23 protein-coding genes are annotated in these 20553 nt (G+C 72.5%); 12 read left to right on the top strand and 11 right to left on the bottom strand.

The features are described 5' to 3' along the window. Positions 1 to 23: 23 nt before the first annotated feature. Positions 24 to 557, bottom strand: coding sequence for a hypothetical protein (locus tag JOD66_RS02220; RefSeq protein ID WP_204835313.1), 534 nt, complete (start codon positions 555 to 557; stop codon positions 24 to 26). A gap of 40 nt (positions 558 to 597) precedes the next feature. After that, positions 598 to 1170: a cob(I)yrinic acid a,c-diamide adenosyltransferase gene (locus JOD66_RS02215; protein ID WP_204835312.1), complete on the bottom strand. Its 573-nt coding sequence runs from the start codon at positions 1168 to 1170 to the stop codon at positions 598 to 600. A gap of 130 nt (positions 1171 to 1300) precedes the next feature. On the opposite strand from JOD66_RS02215, the gene JOD66_RS02210 reads away from it, so the two are divergent. Both JOD66_RS02210 and JOD66_RS02205 read left to right on the top strand, forming a co-directional pair. Then, positions 1301 to 1648 carry an STAS domain-containing protein gene (locus tag JOD66_RS02210; RefSeq protein WP_204835311.1) on the top strand — a complete coding sequence of 116 codons (348 nt, stop codon included), beginning with the start codon at positions 1301 to 1303 and terminating at the stop codon, positions 1646 to 1648. Positions 1649 to 1722: 74 nt separating this feature from the next. Beyond that, on the top strand, positions 1723 to 3762 hold the full coding sequence (locus tag JOD66_RS02205) for an ethylmalonyl-CoA mutase (RefSeq protein ID WP_204835310.1): 2040 nt from the start codon (positions 1723 to 1725) through the stop codon (positions 3760 to 3762). Positions 3763 to 4051: 289 nt separating this feature from the next. Here JOD66_RS02205 and JOD66_RS02200 read toward each other — a convergent pair whose 3' ends face one another. Continuing rightward, a complete protein-coding gene (locus JOD66_RS02200; protein ID WP_307823248.1) occupies positions 4052 to 4411 on the bottom strand; it encodes an ArsC/Spx/MgsR family protein in 360 nt (119 codons plus the stop codon). 110 nt (positions 4412 to 4521) lie between these two features. On the opposite strand from JOD66_RS02200, the gene JOD66_RS02195 reads away from it, so the two are divergent. Beyond that, positions 4522 to 4728, top strand: coding sequence for a hypothetical protein (locus JOD66_RS02195; RefSeq protein WP_204835309.1), 207 nt, complete (start codon positions 4522 to 4524; stop codon positions 4726 to 4728). Between the two features lie 33 nt (positions 4729 to 4761). Then, the gene (locus JOD66_RS02190) at positions 4762 to 5286 is read left to right on the top strand and encodes a ferritin (RefSeq protein ID WP_204835308.1); all 525 of its coding nucleotides are present in this window, start codon (positions 4762 to 4764) and stop codon (positions 5284 to 5286) included. A gap of 4 nt (positions 5287 to 5290) precedes the next feature. On the opposite strand, the gene JOD66_RS28040 is transcribed toward JOD66_RS02190, so the two are convergent. Continuing rightward, positions 5291 to 5935: a DUF952 domain-containing protein gene (locus JOD66_RS28040; protein ID WP_239545038.1), complete on the bottom strand. Its 645-nt coding sequence runs from the start codon at positions 5933 to 5935 to the stop codon at positions 5291 to 5293. An 11-nt stretch (positions 5936 to 5946) separates the two neighbouring features. Then, positions 5947 to 6645: an endonuclease NucS gene (nucS, locus tag JOD66_RS02180; RefSeq protein WP_204835307.1), complete on the bottom strand. Its 699-nt coding sequence runs from the start codon at positions 6643 to 6645 to the stop codon at positions 5947 to 5949. A 25-nt stretch (positions 6646 to 6670) separates the two neighbouring features. Here nucS and JOD66_RS02175 point away from each other — a divergent pair, with 25 nt between their 5' ends. From JOD66_RS02175 to JOD66_RS02165, 3 genes are all read left to right on the top strand, one after another. Then, positions 6671 to 6982 (top strand): DUF167 domain-containing protein, encoded by a 312-nt coding sequence (locus JOD66_RS02175; protein ID WP_307823247.1) that lies wholly within the window; start codon positions 6671 to 6673, stop codon positions 6980 to 6982. An 83-nt stretch (positions 6983 to 7065) separates the two neighbouring features. Continuing rightward, the gene (locus JOD66_RS02170) at positions 7066 to 8235 is read left to right on the top strand and encodes a 3-hydroxyacyl-CoA dehydrogenase family protein (protein ID WP_204835306.1); all 1170 of its coding nucleotides are present in this window, start codon (positions 7066 to 7068) and stop codon (positions 8233 to 8235) included. 12 nt (positions 8236 to 8247) lie between these two features. Further along, the gene (locus JOD66_RS02165) at positions 8248 to 9033 is read left to right on the top strand and encodes an alpha/beta fold hydrolase (protein ID WP_204835305.1); all 786 of its coding nucleotides are present in this window, start codon (positions 8248 to 8250) and stop codon (positions 9031 to 9033) included. A gap of 79 nt (positions 9034 to 9112) precedes the next feature. On the opposite strand, the gene JOD66_RS02160 is transcribed toward JOD66_RS02165, so the two are convergent. Further along, complete coding sequence (locus JOD66_RS02160) at positions 9113 to 9652, bottom strand: CGNR zinc finger domain-containing protein (protein WP_204835304.1); 540 nt, start codon at positions 9650 to 9652, stop codon at positions 9113 to 9115. A 39-nt stretch (positions 9653 to 9691) separates the two neighbouring features. Between JOD66_RS02160 and JOD66_RS02155 the strand changes: the two genes are divergently transcribed. Both JOD66_RS02155 and JOD66_RS02150 read left to right on the top strand, forming a co-directional pair. Beyond that, positions 9692 to 10750: an EamA family transporter gene (locus JOD66_RS02155; RefSeq protein ID WP_204835303.1), complete on the top strand. Its 1059-nt coding sequence runs from the start codon at positions 9692 to 9694 to the stop codon at positions 10748 to 10750. Beyond that, on the top strand, positions 10692 to 11495 hold the full coding sequence (locus tag JOD66_RS02150) for a hypothetical protein (protein ID WP_204835302.1): 804 nt from the start codon (positions 10692 to 10694) through the stop codon (positions 11493 to 11495). The genes JOD66_RS02155 and JOD66_RS02150 overlap by 59 nt, the downstream gene beginning before the upstream one ends. Positions 11496 to 11661: 166 nt before the next feature. On the opposite strand, the gene JOD66_RS02145 is transcribed toward JOD66_RS02150, so the two are convergent. The 3 genes from JOD66_RS02145 to ccrA all read right to left on the bottom strand — a co-directional run bounded on the left by JOD66_RS02145 (position 11662) and on the right by ccrA (position 15583). Beyond that, complete coding sequence (locus tag JOD66_RS02145) at positions 11662 to 12810, bottom strand: AI-2E family transporter (RefSeq protein WP_204835301.1); 1149 nt, start codon at positions 12808 to 12810, stop codon at positions 11662 to 11664. Further along, complete coding sequence (locus JOD66_RS02140) at positions 12807 to 14048, bottom strand: coiled-coil domain-containing protein (protein ID WP_204835300.1); 1242 nt, start codon at positions 14046 to 14048, stop codon at positions 12807 to 12809. Before JOD66_RS02140 ends, JOD66_RS02145 begins: the two co-directional genes overlap by 4 nt. A gap of 197 nt (positions 14049 to 14245) precedes the next feature. Further along, positions 14246 to 15583, bottom strand: a complete 1338-nt coding sequence (gene ccrA / locus JOD66_RS02135; RefSeq protein WP_204835299.1) for a crotonyl-CoA carboxylase/reductase — start codon at positions 15581 to 15583, stop codon at positions 14246 to 14248. Positions 15584 to 15775: 192 nt separating this feature from the next. On the opposite strand from ccrA, the gene JOD66_RS02130 reads away from it, so the two are divergent. After that, on the top strand, positions 15776 to 16531 hold the full coding sequence (locus tag JOD66_RS02130; protein WP_239545036.1) for a LamB/YcsF family protein: 756 nt from the start codon (positions 15776 to 15778) through the stop codon (positions 16529 to 16531). Positions 16532 to 16623: 92 nt separating this feature from the next. On the opposite strand, the gene mce is transcribed toward JOD66_RS02130, so the two are convergent. Beyond that, positions 16624 to 17073 carry a methylmalonyl-CoA epimerase gene (gene mce, locus JOD66_RS02125; RefSeq protein WP_204835298.1) on the bottom strand — a complete coding sequence of 150 codons (450 nt, stop codon included), beginning with the start codon at positions 17071 to 17073 and terminating at the stop codon, positions 16624 to 16626. A gap of 138 nt (positions 17074 to 17211) precedes the next feature. On the opposite strand from mce, the gene JOD66_RS02120 reads away from it, so the two are divergent. Further along, the gene (locus JOD66_RS02120; RefSeq protein ID WP_204835297.1) at positions 17212 to 18411 is read left to right on the top strand and encodes an acetyl-CoA C-acetyltransferase; all 1200 of its coding nucleotides are present in this window, start codon (positions 17212 to 17214) and stop codon (positions 18409 to 18411) included. Between the two features lie 10 nt (positions 18412 to 18421). Then, positions 18422 to 19405 carry a methylmalonyl Co-A mutase-associated GTPase MeaB gene (gene meaB, locus JOD66_RS02115; protein ID WP_239545034.1) on the top strand — a complete coding sequence of 328 codons (984 nt, stop codon included), beginning with the start codon at positions 18422 to 18424 and terminating at the stop codon, positions 19403 to 19405. Here meaB and JOD66_RS02110 read toward each other — a convergent pair. Continuing rightward, positions 19398 to 20468: a polysaccharide deacetylase family protein gene (locus tag JOD66_RS02110; RefSeq protein WP_204835296.1), complete on the bottom strand. Its 1071-nt coding sequence runs from the start codon at positions 20466 to 20468 to the stop codon at positions 19398 to 19400. The genes meaB and JOD66_RS02110 overlap by 8 nt on opposite strands. Between the last annotated feature and the right edge of the window lie 85 nt (positions 20469 to 20553).

The raw sequence follows: 20553 nt of genomic DNA, 5'->3' as shown, positions 1-20553 counted from the left end.
CCCGGATCCGCGCGGGGCGCTGCTCACCGCCCGCCGCGGCGCCGCTTCCCGGTGCCCTCGGGGAAGGGCCAGGCCACCGTGAGCGAGCCGCCGAGCGGCAGGGCCGACCAGCGGTCGGCGAAGTCGTCGTACCTGTCGAAGAGGCGGGCCATCAGGGCCGGATCGACGCCGCTGTCCTCGATCCGCCCCGGCCACGCGGGGTCGGGGCGGCGCCGGCCGCGGGCCACCTCCCACAGGGCGACGCTCAGCGACGCCAGCCGCTCGGAGCGGGCCATGTCGGCCGACTCTTCGGCGGTCGGGGTCCGGCGCCTCTTCAGCGACGCGCGCCTGGCCGCCGGGTCGGCCGGCCAGAACATGCCGTCGTCGCCGTCGGCCGCGGCCAGCCGGCCGTAGACGCCGCCCCGGATCCCGTCCTCGACCTCCACCAGCAGGTGGGCGACGTCGTGGGGCACCGCGTCGCTGTGGCCGGGCCCGTTGCGGGGTGCGAGCGCCGCGCCGGCCGAGCGGTCGACGGCGATCTCGTAGCGCCCGGCGAGCTTGGTGAAGGTGACGTCCACCGCTGCATGGTCGGCAGCGCGTGCCGCCCGACGCAACGGGTTATCGCTCGCCCCCGGGCACCCAGAGCACGTCGCCCTGCTCGCGGTTGGCGTGCCGGGCCAGGATGAAGACCAGGTCGGAGAGCCGGTTGAGGTAGGTGATCGCGAGCGGGTTCATCACCTCGCCGTGCACCTCGTAGGCCGCCCAGGCGGCCCGCTCCGCCCGGCGGATCACGGTGCGCGCGACGTGGAGCTGGGCGGCGGCCGGGGTGCCGCCGTTGAGGATGAAGGAGCGGAGCTTGGGCAGCGGCTCGTTGTAGTGGTCGCACCAGCCCTCCAGGCGGTCGACGTAGTCCTGCTCGATGCGCAGCGGCGGGAACTCCGGCTCGGCCACCACCGGCGTGCACAGGTCGGCGCCGACGTCGAAGAGGTCGTTCTGGACCCGGAAGAGCACCTGCGTCACGTCGTCCTCGAGCCCACCGGTCGCCACCGCGACCCCGAGCACCGCGTTGGCCTCGTCGACGTCGGCGTACGCCTGCAGCCGCAGATCGGTCTTGGTCGTCACGCTCATGTCGCCCAGACGGGTCTCGCCGGCGTCGCCGGTGCGGGTGTAGATGCGGGTGAGGTTGACCATGACTCGGAGGGTAGTCGCGTGGGCGCCGCGAAAAACTTCGGCCCGGGATGCAACCGATCGGACTGCTGGAGCGTCATGGTGGGTAACAGGCGTGTGGGGCGCCTGTCCGGATCGATCTCGGGAGGGAAGCATGGGAGCACGACCGCCGGTGGCCATCGTCGAGCATGTCCTCGGCGAGCCCATCCTGATCCTGGCAGGCGATCTCGACGTCCGCAGCACCAGCGAGCTGCGCGCCGCGGTCCACGAGCACATCCGGGTCTGCGGCACCGACCGGATCAGTCCGGTCGTGCTCGACATCAGCGCGGTGCGCTCGGTCGACGCGACCGCGCTCAAGGTGATCGCCGCGGCCAGCCGCCAGGCCCAGCGCTACGGCGTGCGGGTGGTGCTGCGCGGCGCCCAGCCCGCGGTCCGCCGGATGCTCCATCTCACCCACCTGATCCGGCTGATCGAGCTCGAGCGGGAGCCGGTCCCCGCCTGAGGCGGCGATCGTTGTGGAGAAGCCCACACGGACGACGGTTACCAACAGGTAGTGATCGGCCTACGCTTCGGCCTATGAGCACCTCGCCCGACGCAGCCGGCACCCCCGCGAAGGCATCGCACGCCAAGGACCGTCCCTGGGTGATGCGGACCTACGCCGGTCACTCGACCGCCGAGGCGTCCAACGCGCTGTACCGGACCAACCTCGCCAAGGGCCAGACCGGCCTCTCGGTCGCCTTCGACCTGCCGACGCAGACCGGCTACGACCCCGACAGCCCGCTCTCGCGCGGCGAGGTCGGCAAGGTCGGCGTACCCGTCCCGCACCTCGGCGAGATGCGCAAGCTCTTCGACCAGATCCCGCTCACCGAGATGAACACCTCGATGACGATCAACGCGACCGCCATGTGGCTGCTCGCGATGTACCAGGTCGTCGCCGAGGAGCAGAACCCGGACCTGTCGCCGTCGGAGGTCGCCCACCAGTTGGCGGGCACCACCCAGAACGACATCATCAAGGAGTACCTCTCGCGCGGGACCTACGTGTTCCCGCCCGAGCACTCCCTGCGCCTGATCGGCGACATGATCGCCTACACGGTCCACGAGATCCCCAAGTGGAACCCGATCAACATCTGCAGCTACCACCTCCAGGAGGCCGGCGCGACGCCGGTGCAGGAGATCGCGTACGCCATGTGCACCGCGATCGCGGTGCTCGACCAGGTGAAGAACTCCGGCCAGGTCTCGCCGGACGACTTCGAGAAGGTGGTCGGCCGGATCTCCTTCTTCGTCAACGCCGGCGTGCGCTTCGTCGAGGAGATGTGCAAGATGCGCGCCTTCGTCGAGCTGTGGGACGAGATCACCCGGGAGCGCTACGGCGTCACCGACGAGAAGATGCGCCGCTTCCGCTACGGCGTCCAGGTCAACAGCCTCGGCCTCACCGAGGCGCAGCCCGAGAACAACGTGCAGCGCATCGTCCTCGAGATGCTCGCCGTGACGCTGTCGAAGAAGGCCCGCGCCCGCGCCGTCCAGCTGCCCGCGTGGAACGAGGCGCTCGGCCTCCCACGTCCGTGGGACCAGCAGTGGTCGCTGCGCCTCCAGCAGGTCCTCGCCTTCGAGTCCGACCTGCTCGAGTACGACGACATCTTCGACGGCTCGCCGGTCATCGAGGCCAAGGTGCAGGAGCTGGTCGCCGGTGCCAAGGCCGAGATCGACCGGGTCCAGGCGATGGGCGGCGCGATCGCGGCCGTCGACTCCGGCTACATGAAGCAGGAGCTGGTCTCCTCCCACGCCCGCCGCCGCGCGGCGATCGAGGCCGGCGAGGAGATCATCGTCGGCGTCAACAAGTTCGACACCACCGAGCAGAGCCCGCTCACCGCGGACCTCGACGGCGCGATCATGGTCGCCGACCCCGAGGCCGAGAAGTCCGCCCTCGCCTCGGTCGAGGCCTGGAAGGCGCAGCGCGACGCCGGTGAGGTCGAGGCCGCGCTGGCCCGGCTCGCCGAGGACGCCAAGACCGGCACCAACCTGATGGCCGCCACCCTCGCCGCCGCCCGTGCCGGCGCGACCACGGGGGAGTGGGCCGGCGTGCTCCGCGAGGTGTTCGGCGAGTTCCGCGCCCCCACCGGCGTCGCCGGCGCCGTGGGCGTCGCCGAGGCCGGCGCCGAGCTGACCGCCGTCCGCGAGGCGGTGCGCACCACCGGCGAGGAGCTGGGCGGCCGACTGCGGCTGCTCGTCGGCAAGCCCGGCCTCGACGGTCACTCCAACGGCGCCGAGCAGGTCGCCGTCCGCGCTCGGGACGCGGGCTTCGAGGTGATCTACCAGGGCATCCGGCTCACCCCGGAGCAGATCGTCGCCGCTGCCGTCGCCGAGGACGTCCACTGCGTCGGCCTGTCGATCCTCTCCGGCTCCCACATGGAGCTGGTGCCGGCCGTCCTCGACGGGCTGCGCGCCGCCGGGATGGGCGAGGTGCCCGTCATCGTCGGCGGGATCATCCCCGAGTCCGACGGCAAGGCGCTGGTCGAGCTCGGCGTCGCCGCGGTCTACACGCCCAAGGACTTCGGGCTGACCGAGATCATGGGCGGCATCGTCGAGGTGATCCGCAAGGCCAACGGCCTGAGCTGAGCCGAGTCATCGGGCGCTCGCTGCGCTCGCGCATGTCGCGCCGCCTTCGGCGCCGTTTCTTCCTTCCCCGCGCGCTCCCTCGTTCCTCGGTCGCGCTGTAACACGTTGTCCGCCTGACTGCCCGGCGCCTGTCAGCCGGGATGTGGCCTCGAACGCCGTTTCTCTGCTGACAGGTGGCAGCCAGTCGGGCAGACAGCGTGTTACTTGCCCTCGCTCGCTCTCCGTGCAGAAACGGCGGGCGGCGCGACGCAACCCCCGCTCGGGGTCGGTGGGGCGCCGGAGCGGCAGCTCAGCCCGCGTCGATGACCCGGGCGAGCGACTCGGGGTCGCGGCCGACGACCGTCGTACCGTCGGAGGCCGTGAGGATCGGGCGCTGGATGAGCCGGGGGTGGGCGGCCATCAGGTCCAGCCAGGCGGCGCGGTGCTCGGCGGCCTTGGCGGGCGGCGTGACGCCCAGCTTGCCCGCGTCGGCGGTGCGGGCGATGTCCCACGGCTCCAGCCCGAGCCGGGCGAGGACGTCCTCGAGCTCGGCGACGGTGGGCGGCTGGTCCAGGTAGCGGCGCACGGTGTAGTCGACGCCGGCGGCCCGCAGCTCGCTCTCGGCGGTGCGGCACTTGGAGCAGGCGGGGTTCAGCCAGATCTCGATCACGGTCGCACCCTAGGCCCTGTCTCCCGAGGCCCGCCCTCGTGGCCGCTGCCACGTGTGATGCGCGTCACGTCGGTTAGGTCTGCCTACCCTGAATCGCCTACGCTCGTGGGGTGGGCAAGGACAAGAAGAAGTCGAAGGGGAAGGTGCGCAAGCTCCCCAAGACGAAGTGCTGCGTGTCCAAGTCGCGCTGCGGTCGCTGCCCCATCCGGATGCTCAAGGAGGGCACCCTTCCCGAGGGCTACACCGTCAAGAAGCGGGTGCTGGTGCGCGCCGACGGCAAGAAGGCCACCAAGAAGAGCCTGCAGAAGGCCGCCTGAGCGGGCGCGCGGGCGCCCACTAGGCTGACGCCCATGGCCGCACCTCGCTTCACCGACCAGCTCAACGTCCAGATCGGCAACGAGTTCGCCGCGCACAACCAGTACCTCGCCTGCGCCGTCCACTACGACGCCCTCACCATGCCGCAGCTGGCCGCGTTCTTCTATGGCCAGGCGCTCGAGGAGCGCCTGCACGCGATGATGATGGTGCAGTACCTCCTCGACACCGACGCGCCCGTGCAGATCCCGGGCGTCGAGGCGCCTGTCTCGGCCTTCGAGGACGTGGTCGCACCGATCGCGCTGGCCCTGGAGCAGGAGAAGCGGGTCACCGAGCAGATCAACGGCCTGCTCCGCATCGCCCGCGAGGAGAACGACTTCGCCTCCGAGCAGTTCATGCAGTGGTTCATCAAGGAGCAGGTCGAGGAGGTCGCGACCATGAACGACCTGCTCGCCGTCGTCACCCGCAGCAAGGACGACATCAACGCGATCGAGGACTGGGTCGCCCGCGAGCAGGGTGCCGGCGACGCCGACCCGACCGCTCCGCCGGCTGCCGGGGCCTGATCGCTCAGCCGCCGGCCCGCGGGTGGCGGCGGCGGTAGACGCGGACCGCGAGCAGCGCGCCCAGGACGACGCCCAGCAGGCCTCCGACCGCCGGTCCGGCGTCGGCGGAGACCAGGGCGCCCACGGCCAGGCCCGCCACGCCGACGAGCAGCACGATGCACCCGACGGCGAGGTTGAAGAAGACCTCGCGGAAGTAGAGCCGCGAGAAGCTCTCCTGGGGCGCCGGCCGCGCCGGCCGCGCCGGCCGCGCCGGCCGCGCCGGCCGTGCCGTCGGGTCCGCCGCGAGAGCGGTCGGCTCGGGTGCGGCCGGGACCGCGGGTGTGGCCGGTCGGTCCAGCGGGATCGCCTTGAGCACCGCGGTGACCGGCAGCGGTCCGTAGATGTGGGGGAACGTCTCGGCCGCCCCGGGGGCGGGCGCCTCCTCCACCACGGGTACGTCGAGCCGCGCCGGGTCGATCTGGAGCAGCACCATCGGCTCGGTGACGTCGCCGTAGAACCGGTCGCGTACGCCGGTCCACTGGTCGGCCCGGCTGGCGTGGATGAAGCCCTCCTCGGCGAGGGTGCGCCCCCGGGTGGAGACCGTGTAGGCGCCGGCGCGCTGCGCCTGCTCCCAGTCGCGGAGCAGGGCGAGGTGGAAGATCGGCTGCATGGCGGCGCGGCTCAGAAGAGCCGGTCCTCGGCGTTGTCGAGCCCGCGGAGCGCGTCGTAGTCGATGACGGCGCAGGTGATCCCGCGGTCCTCGGCGAGCACCCGGGCCTGCGGCTTGATCTCCTGGGCGGCGAAGATGCCGCGCACGGCGCCCTTGCCGGTGAGGAGCGGGTCGCGGTTGAGCAGCTCGAGATAGCGGGTGAGCTGCTCGACGCCGTCGATCTCGCCGCGGCGCTTGACCTCGACGGCGACCGAGAGGCCGCCGGCGTCGCGGCACATCAGGTCGACCGGGCCGATCGCGGTGGGGAACTCGCGCCGGACCAGGACCAGTCCACTGGCGAGGGTCGCGGGGTGCTCGGCGAGCAGCTCCTGCAGGTGCTTCTCGACGCCGTCCTTCTGCAGGCCGGGGTCGATCCCCAGCTCGTGCTGCGTGTCGTGGTGGATCTCCTCGATCAGGATCCGCAGCGTGTCGGGGGTCTGGCCCTTCGGGGCCTTGGCGGTGACGGTCCACTCGACCCGGCCGTCCTCGGCCTCGCCCTCGCGCACGGTGCACGGCGGCGACATCCAGTTCAGCGGCTTGTAGGAGCCGCCGTCGGAGTGGACGAGCACCGAGCCGTCGGCCTTGATCATGAGCACCCGGGTCGCCATCGGGAGGTGGGCGGTCAGTCGGCCGGCGTAGTCCACCTGGCAGCGCGCAACGACGAGTCTCACGGGCGACGAATCTACAGTCTGTGCCGTGGAGATCGACGACCAGCCGTGGTGGCGTCCCGAGCGGGCCGAGGAGGCGGGCGGTGCGACGACCTGGCTGCTCGCGGTCCGGGTCCAGCCCGGCGCGTCCCGCACGGGCGCGGCCGGGCCGGCGGGCGTCGACGGCGCCGAGCTCAAGGTGCGCCTGTCGTCGCCGCCCGTGGACGGCCGGGCCAACGCCGAGCTGGTCCGCTGGCTGGCGAAGGAGCTCGGCGTGCCGCGGTCGGCCGTCACCCTGGTGCGCGGCCAGACGTCGCGGTCCAAGGTGCTGCGGATCGCGGTACCGCACCCGCGGGACTGAGTTTCTGTGACCTCTGTCTCGATCGCCGATCGGTGGTTACCGACGGGTAGTCACGGCCCCTCGTGGGTGTCAGAATCCGGCCCATGACTTCGAGCGAGCAGATCTTCAACACGCTGGTGCTGCCGTACCTCAACCACGCGGTGCGCACCTACGAGTCGGGCTACGCCTCGGTGGGCGACATCGACGCGGCCATGCGGTTCGGCTGCGGCTACCCCAAGGGCCCGCTCACCGTCGTCGACGAGATCGGCGTCGCCGAGGTGCGCGACCGGCTCGCCGCACGGTACGCCGAGACCGGCGACCACCTGCACGAGCCGGCCGGGCTGCTCGACAAGCTGGTCGCCGAGGGCCGCAGCTTCGCCGACGAGGCCGCCGCCGCGGGGGACGCCGCCGCGCCGGAGTTCAAGCACGACATCGGCAAGGTCGGCGTCGTCGGCACCGGCACCATGGCCTCCGGCATCGTCCAGGTCTTCGCCCAGGCCGGCTACGAGGTGATCTTCGTGGGCCGCGGCCAGGACAAGCTCGACGGCGTGATCGGCTACATCACCAACAACCTCGACCGCGCCATCGCCAAGGGCAAGGGCACCGAGGGCGACAAGGACGCGCTGCTGGGCCGGCTGACCGGCTCGACCGAGCGTGAGGCGCTGGGCGGCGTTGACATCGTCGTCGAGGCGATCGCCGAGGACCTCGAGCTCAAGCTCCAGCTCTTCCGCGACCTGGACCGGATCTGCAAGCCGGGCGCGATCCTCGCGACCACCACCTCCTCGCTGCCGATCACCAAGCTGGGCGAGGCCACCGGCCGCCCGCAGGACGTCATCGGCATGCACTTCTTCAACCCGGCGCCGGTCATGAAGCTGGTCGAGATCATCACCACCTCGGCCACCTCCGCCGACGTCGACGAGACCGTGCGCGCGCTGACCGCCAACGTCGGCAAGGTCGGCGTCTCCGCCGGCGACCGCGCGGGCTTCATCGTCAACCTGCTGCTCTTCCCCTACCTCAACGACGCGGTCCGGCTCGCCGAGGGCGGCGTGGAGCTCGCCACCATCGACGCCGCGATCAAGGAGACCGCCGGCTTCCCGATGGGTCCCTTCGAGCTGCTCGACGTGGTCGGCAACGACGTGTCGCTGGCCATCCAGCGCGAGCTGTACGGCGAGTTCGGCGAGCCCGGCTTCGAGCCGGCCGCCACCCTGGTCGCGAAGGTGGAGGCCGGCGAGCTCGGTCGCAAGACCAAGAAGGGCTTCCACGACTACGCCTGACACAATGACTGCGTGACTCTTCATCACACGGCTCTCGGCGCGACCGGGAGCCGTGTGGTCTTTCTCCACGGCCTGTTCGGCCAGGGCAAGAACTGGACCGGCATCGCCAAGCAGCTCGCCGAGCGACACCGGGTGCTCCTCGTCGACCTGCCCCACCACGGTCGCTCCGCGTGGCCCGAGCGCTTCGACTTCGCCGAGACCGCGGCGCTCGTCGCCGAGGTCGTCCCCGACGACGAGCCGGTGGCGCTGGTCGGCCACTCCCTGGGTGGCAAGGTCGCCATGGTGCTGGCCCTGCTGCATCCTGAGCGAGTCGAGCGGCTCTGCGTCGCCGACATCTCGCCGGTGGCCTATCCGGAGGGGCGGGAGTTCCCCGGCTACATCTCCGCGATGCGGGGGATGGACCTGACCCAGGTGGTGCGCCGGGAGGACGCCGAGCGGCTGCTGGAGCCCGCCGTGCCCGACCCGACGGTGCGCTCCTTCCTGCTGCAGAACCTGCGCCGCGACCCGGCCGCCCCCGCCGGGTGGAGCTGGCAGGCCAACCTCGAGGTGCTCGGCCGCGACCTGGCGACCATCAGCGGCTGGCCGGAGGCGGAGCTGGCCGGCGCGGCGCCGTACGACGGGCCGGTGCTGTGGCTGGCCGGCGGCCGGTCCAGCTATGTCCAGCCGGCGTACGACGGCGCGATGGATCGCTGGTTCCCCCGCAACCGCAAGGTGACCCTCAAGGACACCGGGCACTGGCTGCACTCCGAGCGTCCCGAGCTGTTCCTGGAGATCCTCCAGCGCTTCCTGGGCGACTGAGCGGGCTCAGCCTGGATCCACCGATCTCCCGCTGCTGCGCGCCACCAGCTGGGCACCCGGCAGATCGGTGGAGCCAGGCTCAGCCCTCCTCGGCCTGGCGAGCGCGGTAGGCCGCCACGGCGTTGCGGTTGCCGCAGGTGACCGAGCAGAACCGCTTGGAGCGGTTGCGGGACAGGTCGAGCACGACGCCCTCGCAGGTCGCGTCGGCGCACACGGACAGCCGTGACATCTCGTCGGCGCGGATCACGTCGATCATGGCCATCGCGGTCTCGACGACGATCCGCTCGGCGAGCGGGGCCTGGTTGTCGACGGCGTGCAGGTGCCAGTCGTGGCCGTCGTGGCGGCGCAGCTGGGGGAGCGCGGATGCCTCGCGCAGCATGGCGTTCACGATCGTGGCGGCCTCGTCGCGCCCGGCGGTGAGCAGCTCGCGCAGCCGCGGCGCGATCGCGAGGAGGGCGTCCACCTCGGCCTGGTCGCCGTCGTGGCGCCCGGTGTAGCCGTGGTCGGCGAAGAAGGCGTCGACGTCGTCGGGGGTGCGGATCGTCACCGGCTCCAGGCTGCCGTTGACCAGGGCGACCGCCGCCTGCAAGGACAGCGAGGTGTCATGGGCGAAAACCACTTTGACAGGTTACCGCACGGCGGCCTACTGTCATGAGTCATGACGACGTTGACTCGTGACCGCTCCCGCGTCGGGCTGCTCTTCGCGCTCACCTCCGCGGTCACGTTCGCGCTCTCGGGGGCCCTCGCCCGGCCGCTGCTCGACAGCGGCTGGACCGCGGGCAGCATCGTGCTGCTCCGGATCGCGATCGGCGCCGTCGCCGTCCTGCCCTTCGGCCTGGTCGCGCTGCGCGGTCGCTGGGGGCTGCTGCGCCGCGCCGCGCCCACCGTCCTCCTCTACGGCGGCCTGGCGGTCGCCGGCGCCCAGTACTGCTACTTCTCCGCCGTGCGCACCATGGAGGTCGGTCCGGCGCTGCTCATCGAGTACACCGCTCCCGCCGCGGTCGTCGTCTGGATGTGGCTGGTCCACGGCCAGCGCCCCGGACGCCTGACCGTGGCCGGCGCCCTCGTGGCCGCGCTCGGGCTGGTGCTCGTCCTCGATCTCTTCGCCGGCGCCGACGTCGACCTTCGGGGCGCCGCCTGGGCGCTCGCGGCGATGGTGGGCGCGGCGACGTACTTCGTCATCTCCGCCGACGAGCGCAGCGGGATCCCGCCGATCACGCTGGCGGCCGGGGGACTCGTGGTCGGCGGCGTGCTGCTCGGGCTGCTCGGGCTGGTCGGGCTGATGCCGATGGCGAGCTCCTCGGCCGACGTCGCGTACGCCGGCGTCGAGGTGGCGCCGTGGGTGGCGCTGCTGCTCCTCGGCCTGGTGACCGCCGCCCTCGCCTACGCGAGCGGGATCGCGGCCAGCCGGCGCCTCGGCTCGCGGCTGGCCTCGTTCGTCGCGCTCAGCGAGGTCGTCGCCGCGGTCGTGTGGGCCTGGCTGCTCCTCGACCAGCTGCCGGCGCCGGTGCAGTTCCTCGGCGGCGCGCTCATCCTCGCCGGCGTGATCGGGGTCAAGATCGGCGAGCGCAGCGTCGTGGTCGGAACCGATCCGCTGCCCGTCACGTCTGTGGACCATGAGCCCGAGACGGTGGACGGTGTGGCTGGCGGTGTCGCTGGTGGTGTCGCTGGCGACGACGTCCTCGTGCAGCAGCCCGACCCGGCCGCCACCAGCTGAGCAGCCGCGCACCGGGCCCGCGCCAGGCGCCGAGCAGCCGGGCTGGCGCACCGAGACCTGGGCCGGGCTGAGCGTCGACGTACCAGTCACGTGGGAGTACGGCGCGGCGCCGGCCCGGCTGGGTGGCTCGCTGGCCGTGTGCGGACCGGTCGCGGGCGTCGGGCGGCCGGTGCCGCGCTCCGACGTGTGCGCGGTCTACCCGTGGCTGGCGGGGCTCCCGATCACCCAGCCCTACGTCTGGTTGGGCGCCGACCTCGAGCCGGGTGTCGTCCGCTACGAGGGCGGCCTGGTCCAGGAGACCGTCGCCGCCCAGGGCACCACGCTGACCGTGGCGAGCCCGGACGCCGCCCTGCGGTCCCGGATCCTGGGCTCGGCCCGGCCGGCGCGGTGGTGCGGGGACGCGCCGCCGGCCGCGGGGGAGGTCGAGCTCTGCGGCTATCGACGCACGGCGAGCGGGGAACGGGTGCTCGGGTTCGCGGAGCGGGTGGCGACCGGCGTGGCGGAGGCGGTGCTGGCGGCCGCCCGGCGTGCGCCGCGGACGGCAGCCGACCCGGGCTGCGGCCCGCTCGCCGGCGAGGTGGTCGAGCTGCGCGAGCCGGACCGCCGGATCGTGCTCGACCTGGGGTGCGGGACGGTCGATCCCGGCGACGGCGAGCGCCGCCGGCTGACCGACGAGGCGGTCGAGCCGTGGGCGAGCCCGATGGCTCGCGCCAGCCTGACCTACCTCATCGGTCCGCAGGGGTGAGGCTCAGCTTGGATCCACCGATCTCCCGCTGCTGCGCGCCACCACATGGGCACGTTGGCTGCGTTGCCGACGCTCGACAGCCCACCAGGCTGCCTTCGCGCCGGGCGCCTTGCCACCGCAACCCATCTGGTGACGCTCGCGACGCGGCAGATCGGTGGATCCAAGCTCAGCGCAGGTCCTGCTGCTTGACCACGACCTCGCGCACGACCAGCAGGATCGCCGCCGCGACCGGGATGGCGAGCAGCGCGCCGACCACGCCGAGCAGGGCGGTGCCGACCAGGGCGGCGATCACGATGACCGCGCCGGGCAGGTCGACGGACTTGCTCATCACCCGCGGGTAGACGACGTAGTTCTCGAACTGCTGGTAGACGACGTAGAACACCACGCAGGCGATGCCGGTCTTGACGTCGGTCGCGAACGCGATCGCCGAGACGATGACCGCGCCGAGGGTGGCGCCGATCATCGGGATCACGTCGAGGACGGCGACCACGAAGGCCAGCGCGACGGCGTACTCGCCGATCGGGGTGAGCGAGAGGAACACCAGCGAGCTCAGGCCGGCGCACAGCGCGACCAGGAAGGCGCCCGAGACGTAGCCTCCGATGTTGGCGATCACCTTGTCGCCGAGCTTGGCGACCCGGTCGCGGCGCGAGGCGGGGGCGAGCTTGTAGAGCGCGCCGGTGGTCGTGCGCAGCGAGGCGAGGAAGTAGAGCGTCAGCACGACGATCACGAACAGGTTGAACAGCGCCGACACGATCTTGAGGCCGAAGCCGAGCGCGCCGCCGAACAGCGCCGAGAGGAAGTTCTCGTCGGTGATCTTGGCCTGGAGCTTGTCGATGATGTCGTACTCGTCGTTGAGCTGCTGGATCTTCTTGTTCTTCTGCAGCTCGTCGAGCCAGCCGGGCGCGTTCTTGGTGATCGCGGTGATCTGGTCGGTGATGACCGGGACGATCGCGACCAGGAAGAGCGCGACGGTGCCGAGCGCCAGCACGATCACGACCGTCACCGCGAACGAGCGGCGCAGCCCGCGCCGCTCGAGGAAGGTCACCGCGGGGTTGAGGCCCGCGGCCAGGAAGAAGGACACCACCACGAGCATCAGCACCGAGCCGATGCCGAGGACGGCCTGGAACAGCCAGAACGCGATCAGCGCGCCCAGGGCGCCGACGAAGCCGTAGTAGAAGGGCGAGCGCCGGTCGAACGGCTTGCCGAGCTCGCCGTACGGCGCCGGGTCGCCGTCGACCGGAGCCGCCGGGTCGATCCCGGCGTGCTCGGCGACGCCGTCGGCGGCCTCCGCGGCTCCCTCGGCGGCGCTGCTCAACTCTCGTCCTCGCCGAAGCCGGCGACGAGGTCGGCGAGCGAGGACAGCTGGGCGGTGATCGACGCGCGGCGCTTGGTCAGCCGGTCGAGCTCGGCGCGCTTGGCCGCGATCTCGCGCTGCAGCTCGGCGTCGCCGCTGGCGGTGATCGCCTCGGCCTGGGCGCGGGCCGAGGCGATGACCTGCTCGGCCTCGCGGCGGGCGCGGGTGAGCACGCCCTCGGCCTCGGTCTGCGCGGCCGCCCGGTTGGCGGCGGCCTGCTTGCTCGCCTCGGCAGCCCGCGCCTCGGCGGCGTTGGCGCGCTCCTCGGCCTCCTGGACCAGGCGCCGGGTCTCGGCGACCGCGGTGTTGTGGTGGTCGGTGGCCTCGCGGGCGAGCCGCTCCTTCTCCATGGCCAGGGCGCGCCGCGCCTCCTGGACCTCGCGGTCGACGGCGGCCCGGGCCTGCTCGACCTCGCGCTGGGCCTGGGCGCGCTGCTCGGTGGTCTCCTGCTGCGTGGCGAGCCGGAGCTGGTCGGACTCGCGGCGGGCGGCGGCGAGGGTGTCGGCGGCCTCGCTCTGGGCCAGCGCGCGCTCCTGCTCGGCGTCGGCGAGCAGCCGGGTGCGGTTCTCCTCGAGCTCACGCAGCTGGACCGCGCGCATGTCGTCGGCCTCGCGGGCGGCCTCGGCGCGGATCGCCTTGGCGTCGCGGGTCGCCTGGTCGCGGATCTCGGCGGCGTCGGACTCGGCCGTCGCGCGGATCTCGGCGGCCTCCTCCTCGGCGAGCCGGAGCATCGCGCTGGCCCGGCCACCCAGCCCGGCGTACGACGGGTTGTCGATCTCGGCGAGCTCGGAGCGCAGCCGGGCGACCTCCTGCTCGAGGTCGATGACGCGCTGCTCGGACTCCGAGAGGCTGGCGCCGAGCGTGGCCTTCTCACTGGCGAGCTGGCGGATCTGGGCGTCGACCGCGTCGCGGTCGTAGCCGCCCTTGCGGACGATCGGCAGCCCCGCGGTCGTGGCGGGGGAGCCGAACCCGACCGGGCGCCCGGCAGGCGCCGCGGCTGCCGGCGGAGCGGTGGGTCGTGGGGTCGGCGTGGTCCGGGAGGCCGCGGGGGTGGCCGGGGGCGCGGCCGGGGTCTCGGCCGTCTTCACCGCCGGGATGACCTGGGTCGGCTCGTCGTCGGTGGCCTTGGTGGTCACGGTCCTGGGCTCCTCGGTCGGGGTGGGCTCGTCGTCGAAGATGGACAGACCCTCGTCGCTCATGGGAACTGAGCCTCCCTGGCTCTCGCTGCGGTCATGGGGGGATGGCGTGCACGAACCCGCCCATGATCCCTGATGGCGCAACCGATTCCCACCCCGCCTCGCCGCGTCGTGCGCGGATCCGCACCCGCAGACGCCACCGGGCGGGCCCGCGCTCGCGCGCGGACCCGCCCGGTCGTCGTACCGCAGGCTGAGGGAGCTCAGATCCCGCGGAACAGGTTGATCTTGTCGAGGTGCTTCTCGCGCAGCTCCTCGTTCTTGACGCCGAGACCCTCCTCGGGGGAGAGGCACAGCACGCCGACCTTGCCCTGGTGCTTGTTGTGGTGCACGTCGAGCGCGGCCTGGCCGGTGTCCTCGAGCTTGTAGGTGCGCGACAGGGTGGGGTGGATCTTGCCCTGCGCGATGAGGCGGTTGGCCTCCCACGACTCGCGGTAGTTGGCGAAGTGGCTGGAGATGATCTTCTTGAGGTTCATCCACAGGTAGCGGTTGTCGTACTCGTGCATGTAGCCCGAGGTCGACGCGCAGGTGGTGATGGTGCCGCCCTTGCGGGTGACGTAGACGGAGGCGCCGAAGGTCTCGCGGCCCGGGTGCTCGAAGACGATGTCGATGTCCTCGCCGCCGGTGAGCTCGCGGATCGCCTTGCCGAAGCGCTGCCACTCCTTGGGGTTCTGCTGGGTGCCCTCCTCGTTCCAGAACTTCGGCGCGAGCTCGGAGCGGTTGATCACCATCTCGGCGCCCATGTTGCGCACGATCTGGGCCTTCTCCTCGTTGGAGACCACGCAGATCGGGTTGGCGCCGCCGTTGAGGGCGTACTGGGTCGCGAAGCCGCCGAGGCCGCCGGACGCGCCCCAGATGAGGACGTTGTCGCCCTGCTTCATGTTGCCGCCGTTGGCGGAGACGAGCTGGCGGTACGCCGTGCAGTTGACCAGGCCGGGGGAGGCGGCCTCCTCCCAGGTGAGGTGCTCGGGCTTCGGCATCAGCTGGTTGGCCTTGACCATCGCGACGTCGGCGAGGCCGCCGAAGTTGGTCTCGAAGCCCCAGATCCGCTGGGAGGGGTCCATCATCGTGTCGTTGTGGCCGTCGGGCGCCTCGAGCTCGACGGACAGGCAGTGGGCCACGACCCGGTCGCCGGGCTTCCACTTGGTCACGCCCGCGCCCACGGCCAGCACGACGCCGGACAGGTCGGAGCCGACGATGTGGTAGTCGAGGTTGTGGCGCGCGCCGAGCTCGGACTCGCGGCCGTAGCGCTCGAGGAAGCCGAAGGTGGAGACCGGCTCGAAGATCGAGGTCCACACCGTGTTGTAGTTGATCGCCGAGGCCATCACCGCGACGAAGGCCTCGCCGGGGCCGAGCTCGGGGAGGGCGACCTGGTCGACGTGCAGGGACTTGCGGGGGTCCTTGTCGCGAGAGGCGATGCCCTCGAACATGTCGACCTCGTCCTTGTGGACGGTGACGGCCCGGTAGGACTCGGGAAGGTCGAGGTTGGCGAAGTCCTCCGCGGAGGCCTCCGCCTGGATGGCGTCGAGGATGTGCTGCACGGTCGTCGTCTCCTGGGAATCGTCGCGAGCCAGTCGGCCCAGCGGGACTGGGTGGCACCTAAGGCCGCCGCGAAGATACCCGCCGGTAATCTCTCGGTGGCGGGTTCGTGACACGCGTCTCATCGAGAGCGTGGTCCGCGGCGACCGCACCGTCCTGGGCTCGGCGGCGCGTCGATGAGCCACGATAGGGCCATGACGTTGCATCCGGGTTCGATGTCCACGTCGGGGGTCGTCGATCTCAATGCCGACGTCGGGGAGTCCTTCGGGCGCTGGCGCCTCGGCGACGACGACGCGCTGCTCCCGCACCTCACCAGCGCCAACGTCGCGTGCGGCTTCCACGCCGGCGACCCGCTCACGCTGCGGCGCACCTGCTCGCTCGCGGTGTCGCTGGGCGTCACCATCGGCGCCCAGGTCGGCTATCGCGACCTGGCCGGCTTCGGGCGCCGGTACGTCGACGTACCGGCCGACGAGCTGGCCGCCGACGTGCTCTACCAGCTCGGCGCCCTCGACGGGATCGCGCGCGCGGCGGGCGGCCGGGTCGCCTACGTCAAGCCGCACGGCGCGCTCTACCACGCCGTCTCCCGGCATCCCGAGCAGGCGCAGGCGGTCGTCGACGCGGTGCGCGCCTACGGCGGGCTGCCGGTGCTCGGCCTGGCCGGCTCGGCGTTCCTCGCGGCGGTCGGCGAGGCCGGGCTGGAGGCGGTCGGCGAGGGCTTCGCCGACCGGGCCTACCTGCCCGACGGGGGACTGGTGCCCCGGAGCGCTCCCGGCGCCGTGCTCACCGACCCGGTCGCCGTCGCGGCCCAGGCGGTCGAGCTGGCCCGCTCGGGCGACGTACGGTCGCTGTGCGTGCACGGCGACTCGCCCGGCGCGCCCGAGCTGGCCGCGGCGGTGCGTGGCGCGCTCGAGCAGGCCGGGCTCCCGGTGGGGGCGTTCGCCGCCGGGTGAGCGTCGTATCTGACGAACGGGTCGTCGCCGAGGCCGTTTCGCAGCCCGTTCGTCAGATACGCGGGGAAGAACCCGAGCCCACGCCCGGTGGGTCAGTGGGCGTCGGCCGCGGGCTCGACCAGCTCGACGAGGACCCCGCCGGCGTCCTTGGGGTGCACGAAGTTGATCCGGCTGTTCGCCGTGCCGCGGCGGGCCTCGGGGTAGAGCAGGCGCAGGCCGCGCTCGCGCAGGATCGCGGAGACCTGGTCGAGGTCGGTGACCCGGTAGGCGAGCTGCTGCAGGCCCGGGCCGCTGCGGTCGATGAACTTCGCGATGGTCGACTCGGCGTTGAGCGGGGCGAGCAGCTGGATCTTGGAGTCGGTGTCGCCGACGGCGACCATCGCCTCGCGCACGCCCTGCTCCTCGTTGGTCTCCTCGTGGGCGACGTGCATGCCGAAGTTGTCGCGGTAGAACGCGATCGCCTCGTCGAGGTCGGGGACCGCGATGCCGACGTGGTCGATCGCCGTGAACAGGTGGGTGGGGACGCCGTCAGTGATGCTCATGCGCGTCATTGTGCCGTCGCCCCTCTCCTTCGGGGGTGTGACGAGTCCCTCATCGACCGCACGATGGACCCCTCGCCGGGCCCGGATACCCGCGAGTAGAGTCGAAATGTTCCGACCACACGTCTGCACGGAGGATCCATGTCCGACAACCCCAGCGTCATCGTCGCCGGCGCCCGTACGCCGATCGGTCGCCACCTCGGCGCCCTCAAGACCCTGTCGGCCGCTGACCTCGCCGGTGTCGCGATCAAGGGCGCGCTGGAGAAGGCCGGTGTCTCCGGCGACCAGGTCGACTACCTGATCGTGGGCCAGGTGCTCCAGGCCGGTGCCGGCCAGAACCCGGCCCGCACCGCCGGTCTCGCCGCGGGCCTCCCGCCGAGCGTGCCCTCGATCACCATCAACAAGGTGTGCCTGTCGGGCATCAACGCCATCGCCCAGGCCGACCAGCTGATCCGTGCCGGCGAGGCCGACATCGTGGTCGCCGGCGGCACCGAGTCGATGACCCAGGCGCCCCACCTGCTCCCGAAGTCGCGCGAGGGCTTCAAGTACGGCGACACGACGCTCGTCGACTCGCTGGCCTACGACGCGCTGTTCGACCAGGCGACCCAGCAGGGCATGGGCAACCTGACCGAGGCCACCAACGCCTGCCGCACCACCCCGCTGAGCCGCGAGGAGCAGGACGCCTTCTCCGCCCGCTCGCACCAGCTCGCCGCCGCCGCGCAGAAGAACGGCGTCTTCGACGACGAGATCGTCCCGGTGAGCATCCCGCAGCGCAAGGGCGACCCGGTCGTCGTCAGCCAGGACGAGGGCGTGCGCGGCGACACCACCGCCGAGGGCCTCGCGGGCCTGCGCCCGGCGTTCGCCAAGGACGGCACGATCACCGCCGCGTCCTCCTCGCAGATCTCCGACGGCGCGGCCGCGGTCGTGGTGACCAGCAAGAAGAAGGCCGAGGAGCTCGGCCTCCCGATCCTCGCCGAGATCGTCAGCCACGGCCAGGTCGCCGGCCCCGACTCGACCCTGCAGCTGCAGCCGGCCAATGCCACCAAGAAGGCCCTCGACAAGGCCGGACTGAGCGCCGCCGACCTCGACCTGGTCGAGTTCAACGAGGCCTTCGCCGCCGTCGGCATCGAGTCGGCCCGGGCCCTCGGCATCGACGAGGACAAGGTCAACGTCAACGGTGGCGCCATCGCCATCGGTCACCCGCTCGGCGCATCCGGTGCGCGGATCACGCTGCACCTCGCGCTCGAGCTCAAGCGCCGCGGTGGCGGCCTCGGTGCCGCCGCGCTCTGCGGCGGCGGGGGCCAGGGCGACGCGCTGGTGCTCCGGGTCCCGTCCGCCTGAGCGGACAGCCTTGCCCGAAGCAAGCATCCAGGGCGGCCGTCGCGGGATCACCGCGGCGGCCGTTCCTGCCTTGGTCGAGAAGGCGCGCACGGGCGACCCGAGGTCCGTGGGCCGGCTGGTGTCGCTCGTCGAGGACGAGTCGGCACTGCTGCCGGAGCTGATGCGCGCCCTCGCGCCGTACGCCGGGCACGCCCACGTCATCGGCCTCACCGGCTCGCCGGGCGTCGGCAAGTCGACGTCCACCAATGCGCTGATCGGCGAGCTGCGCCGCCGCGGCCGTCGGGTCGCCGTGCTCGCGGTCGACCCGTCGTCGCCGTTCTCGGGGGGCGCGCTGCTCGGCGACCGGATCCGGATGGGCGACCACATCCTGGACCCCGGCGTCTTCATCCGCTCGATGGCCGCCCGCGGACATCTCGGCGGGCTGGCCTGGACCACCCCGCAGGCGCTGCGGGTGCTCGACGGCGCCGGCTTCGACGTCGTCCTGGTCGAGACGGTCGGCGTCGGCCAGAGCGAGGTCGAGGTCGCCGGCCAGGCCGACACGACGATCGTGCTGCTCGCGCCCGGGATGGGCGACGGGATCCAGGCCGCCAAGGCCGGCATCCTCGAGATCGGCGACCTCTATGTCGTCAACAAGTCCGACCGCGACGGCGCCGACAAGGTCCGCCGCGACCTGCGCTCCATGCTCGGTCTCGCCGAGCGCCGCGAGGGCGCCTGGCGCCCGCCGGTCCTCAAGACCACGGCGTCGACCGGCGACGGCGTGACCGACGTCGTCGACGCGATCGACGAGCACGCCGCCTGGCTGCGCGAGAGCGGGGAGCTCGACCGGCGCCGGCTGCGCCGCGCCCGCGACGAGATCGAGACGCTCGCGCTCACCGCGCTGCGTAGGCGCTGGGGCAGCGTGGGCGAGGGCGACCGGCTCGACGAGCTCGCCGCCGCGGTGGTCGCCGGCGAGGTCGACCCGCACGCGGCCGCGGCCGAGCTCGCGCTCAGCTGAACTTCGGGCCGAGGGCCAAGAAGGGCGGCTCGGGGAGCTCGACGCGCGGTGCGCTCGCGGCGTCGACGATGGTCACCGGCGCGGTCGGCTGCGCGATCCGCAGCCCCTCGGGGTCGCGGAGCGCGAGCGTGAAGGTCTCCGGCGGCTCCACGACGGCGTCGGCCGCGATCGGGATCCGCACCGTCACGCGCACCCTGCCGGCGGGAATCTCCACGCGGGCCCGGAAGGGCGGCAGGTCGGCGCCGACGCTCGCCGTACCGGAGACGGCCTCGACGACCACCGCGGTGTCCCGGCCCGCCGGCTGGGCGAGCTCGAGGGTGACGACGGCGTCGGTGCCCTCGACCGCCTGGCCCGCGACGGCGGTGACGTCGGGGGTCGGGAAGCCGGGGCGGCCGCGCTCGTCGAGCGCGGTGAAGCAGTAGCCGCGCCGCTTCGCCACCCGGATCACCCGGTCCACGGCGCCGACCGAGATCGGCGAGCGGGTCACCCCGTCGTGCTGGAGCACGATGTTGCGGCCGGGGCGCAGCCCGGCCAGGATCCGCCGCGCGATCTGCCGAGAGGTGCCCGACTTCCAGTCGAGCGAGTCGTCGGTCCACAGCACCGGGACGTAGCCGGAGTCGCGGATCGCCCGGCGCGCGGGCTTCGCCAGGGCGCCGTACGGCGGTCGCATCAGGTCGGTGGGGTGCAGCCCGGCGTCGAGCATCGCGCGGCGCGTGGCCCGCAGCGAGCGGCGCACGTCGCGATAGGACTGCCGGCTCATGTCCTGGTGCGCCCAGCTGTGGTTGGCCGTCAGGAAGCCGGCCCGCTCGACCTCGAGCGCCGCGGCCGGGTTCGCCGCGACCCGCTGGCCGACCATGAAGAAGGTCGCCGGGACGTGGTGGCGCCGCAGCACCCGCACCAGCCGGTGCGTCGTGCCGGCGGCCGGTCCGTCGTCGAAGGTGAGGGCGACCCGTCCGGTGCAACCCTGCGTGGGCGCGGCCGGGGCCGCCTCGGCGGGGGAGCCGGTCGCCACCCCCGCGAGGGTCAGCAGGACGACGAGGAGCGCGTGGACGGGACGGAGCACGGGCACAGCATGAAGGGTCAGCGGCCCGGGTTCCGGCATTTCGGAGGATTCCGGGCTGTGCCGTCGCTCCTGCGAGGATGACGGG

Origin of the sequence: Nocardioides nitrophenolicus (genome assembly GCF_016907515.1) — a bacterium.
Lineage (GTDB): Bacteria > Actinomycetota > Actinomycetes > Propionibacteriales > Nocardioidaceae > Nocardioides > Nocardioides nitrophenolicus.
The sequence above is the reverse complement of the archived record's forward strand: the minus strand, read 5'-3'. Positions and strand labels throughout refer to the sequence as shown.

Bases quoted from the DNA above. Each gene is read 5' to 3' on its own strand.
- JOD66_RS02205 (WP_204835310.1), top strand. From the start codon at position 1,723: ATGAGCACCTCGCCCGACGCAGCCGGCACCCCCGCGAAGGCATCGCAC.
- JOD66_RS02190 (WP_204835308.1), top strand. From the start codon at position 4,762: ATGGCCGCACCTCGCTTCACCGACCAGCTCAACGTCCAGATCGGCAAC.
- JOD66_RS02155 (WP_204835303.1), top strand. From the start codon at position 9,692: ATGACGACGTTGACTCGTGACCGCTCCCGCGTCGGGCTGCTCTTCGCG.
- JOD66_RS02120 (WP_204835297.1), top strand. From the start codon at position 17,212: ATGTCCGACAACCCCAGCGTCATCGTCGCCGGCGCCCGTACGCCGATC.
- JOD66_RS02210 (WP_204835311.1), top strand. From the start codon at position 1,301: ATGGGAGCACGACCGCCGGTGGCCATCGTCGAGCATGTCCTCGGCGAG.
- mce (WP_204835298.1), bottom strand. From the start codon at position 17,073: ATGAGCATCACTGACGGCGTCCCCACCCACCTGTTCACGGCGATCGAC.
- JOD66_RS28040 (WP_239545038.1), bottom strand. From the start codon at position 5,935: ATGCAGCCGATCTTCCACCTCGCCCTGCTCCGCGACTGGGAGCAGGCG.
- JOD66_RS02215 (WP_204835312.1), bottom strand. From the start codon at position 1,170: ATGGTCAACCTCACCCGCATCTACACCCGCACCGGCGACGCCGGCGAG.
- JOD66_RS02140 (WP_204835300.1), bottom strand. From the start codon at position 14,048: ATGAGCGACGAGGGTCTGTCCATCTTCGACGACGAGCCCACCCCGACC.
- JOD66_RS02170 (WP_204835306.1), top strand. From the start codon at position 7,066: ATGACTTCGAGCGAGCAGATCTTCAACACGCTGGTGCTGCCGTACCTC.
- JOD66_RS02130 (WP_239545036.1), top strand. From the start codon at position 15,776: ATGACGTTGCATCCGGGTTCGATGTCCACGTCGGGGGTCGTCGATCTC.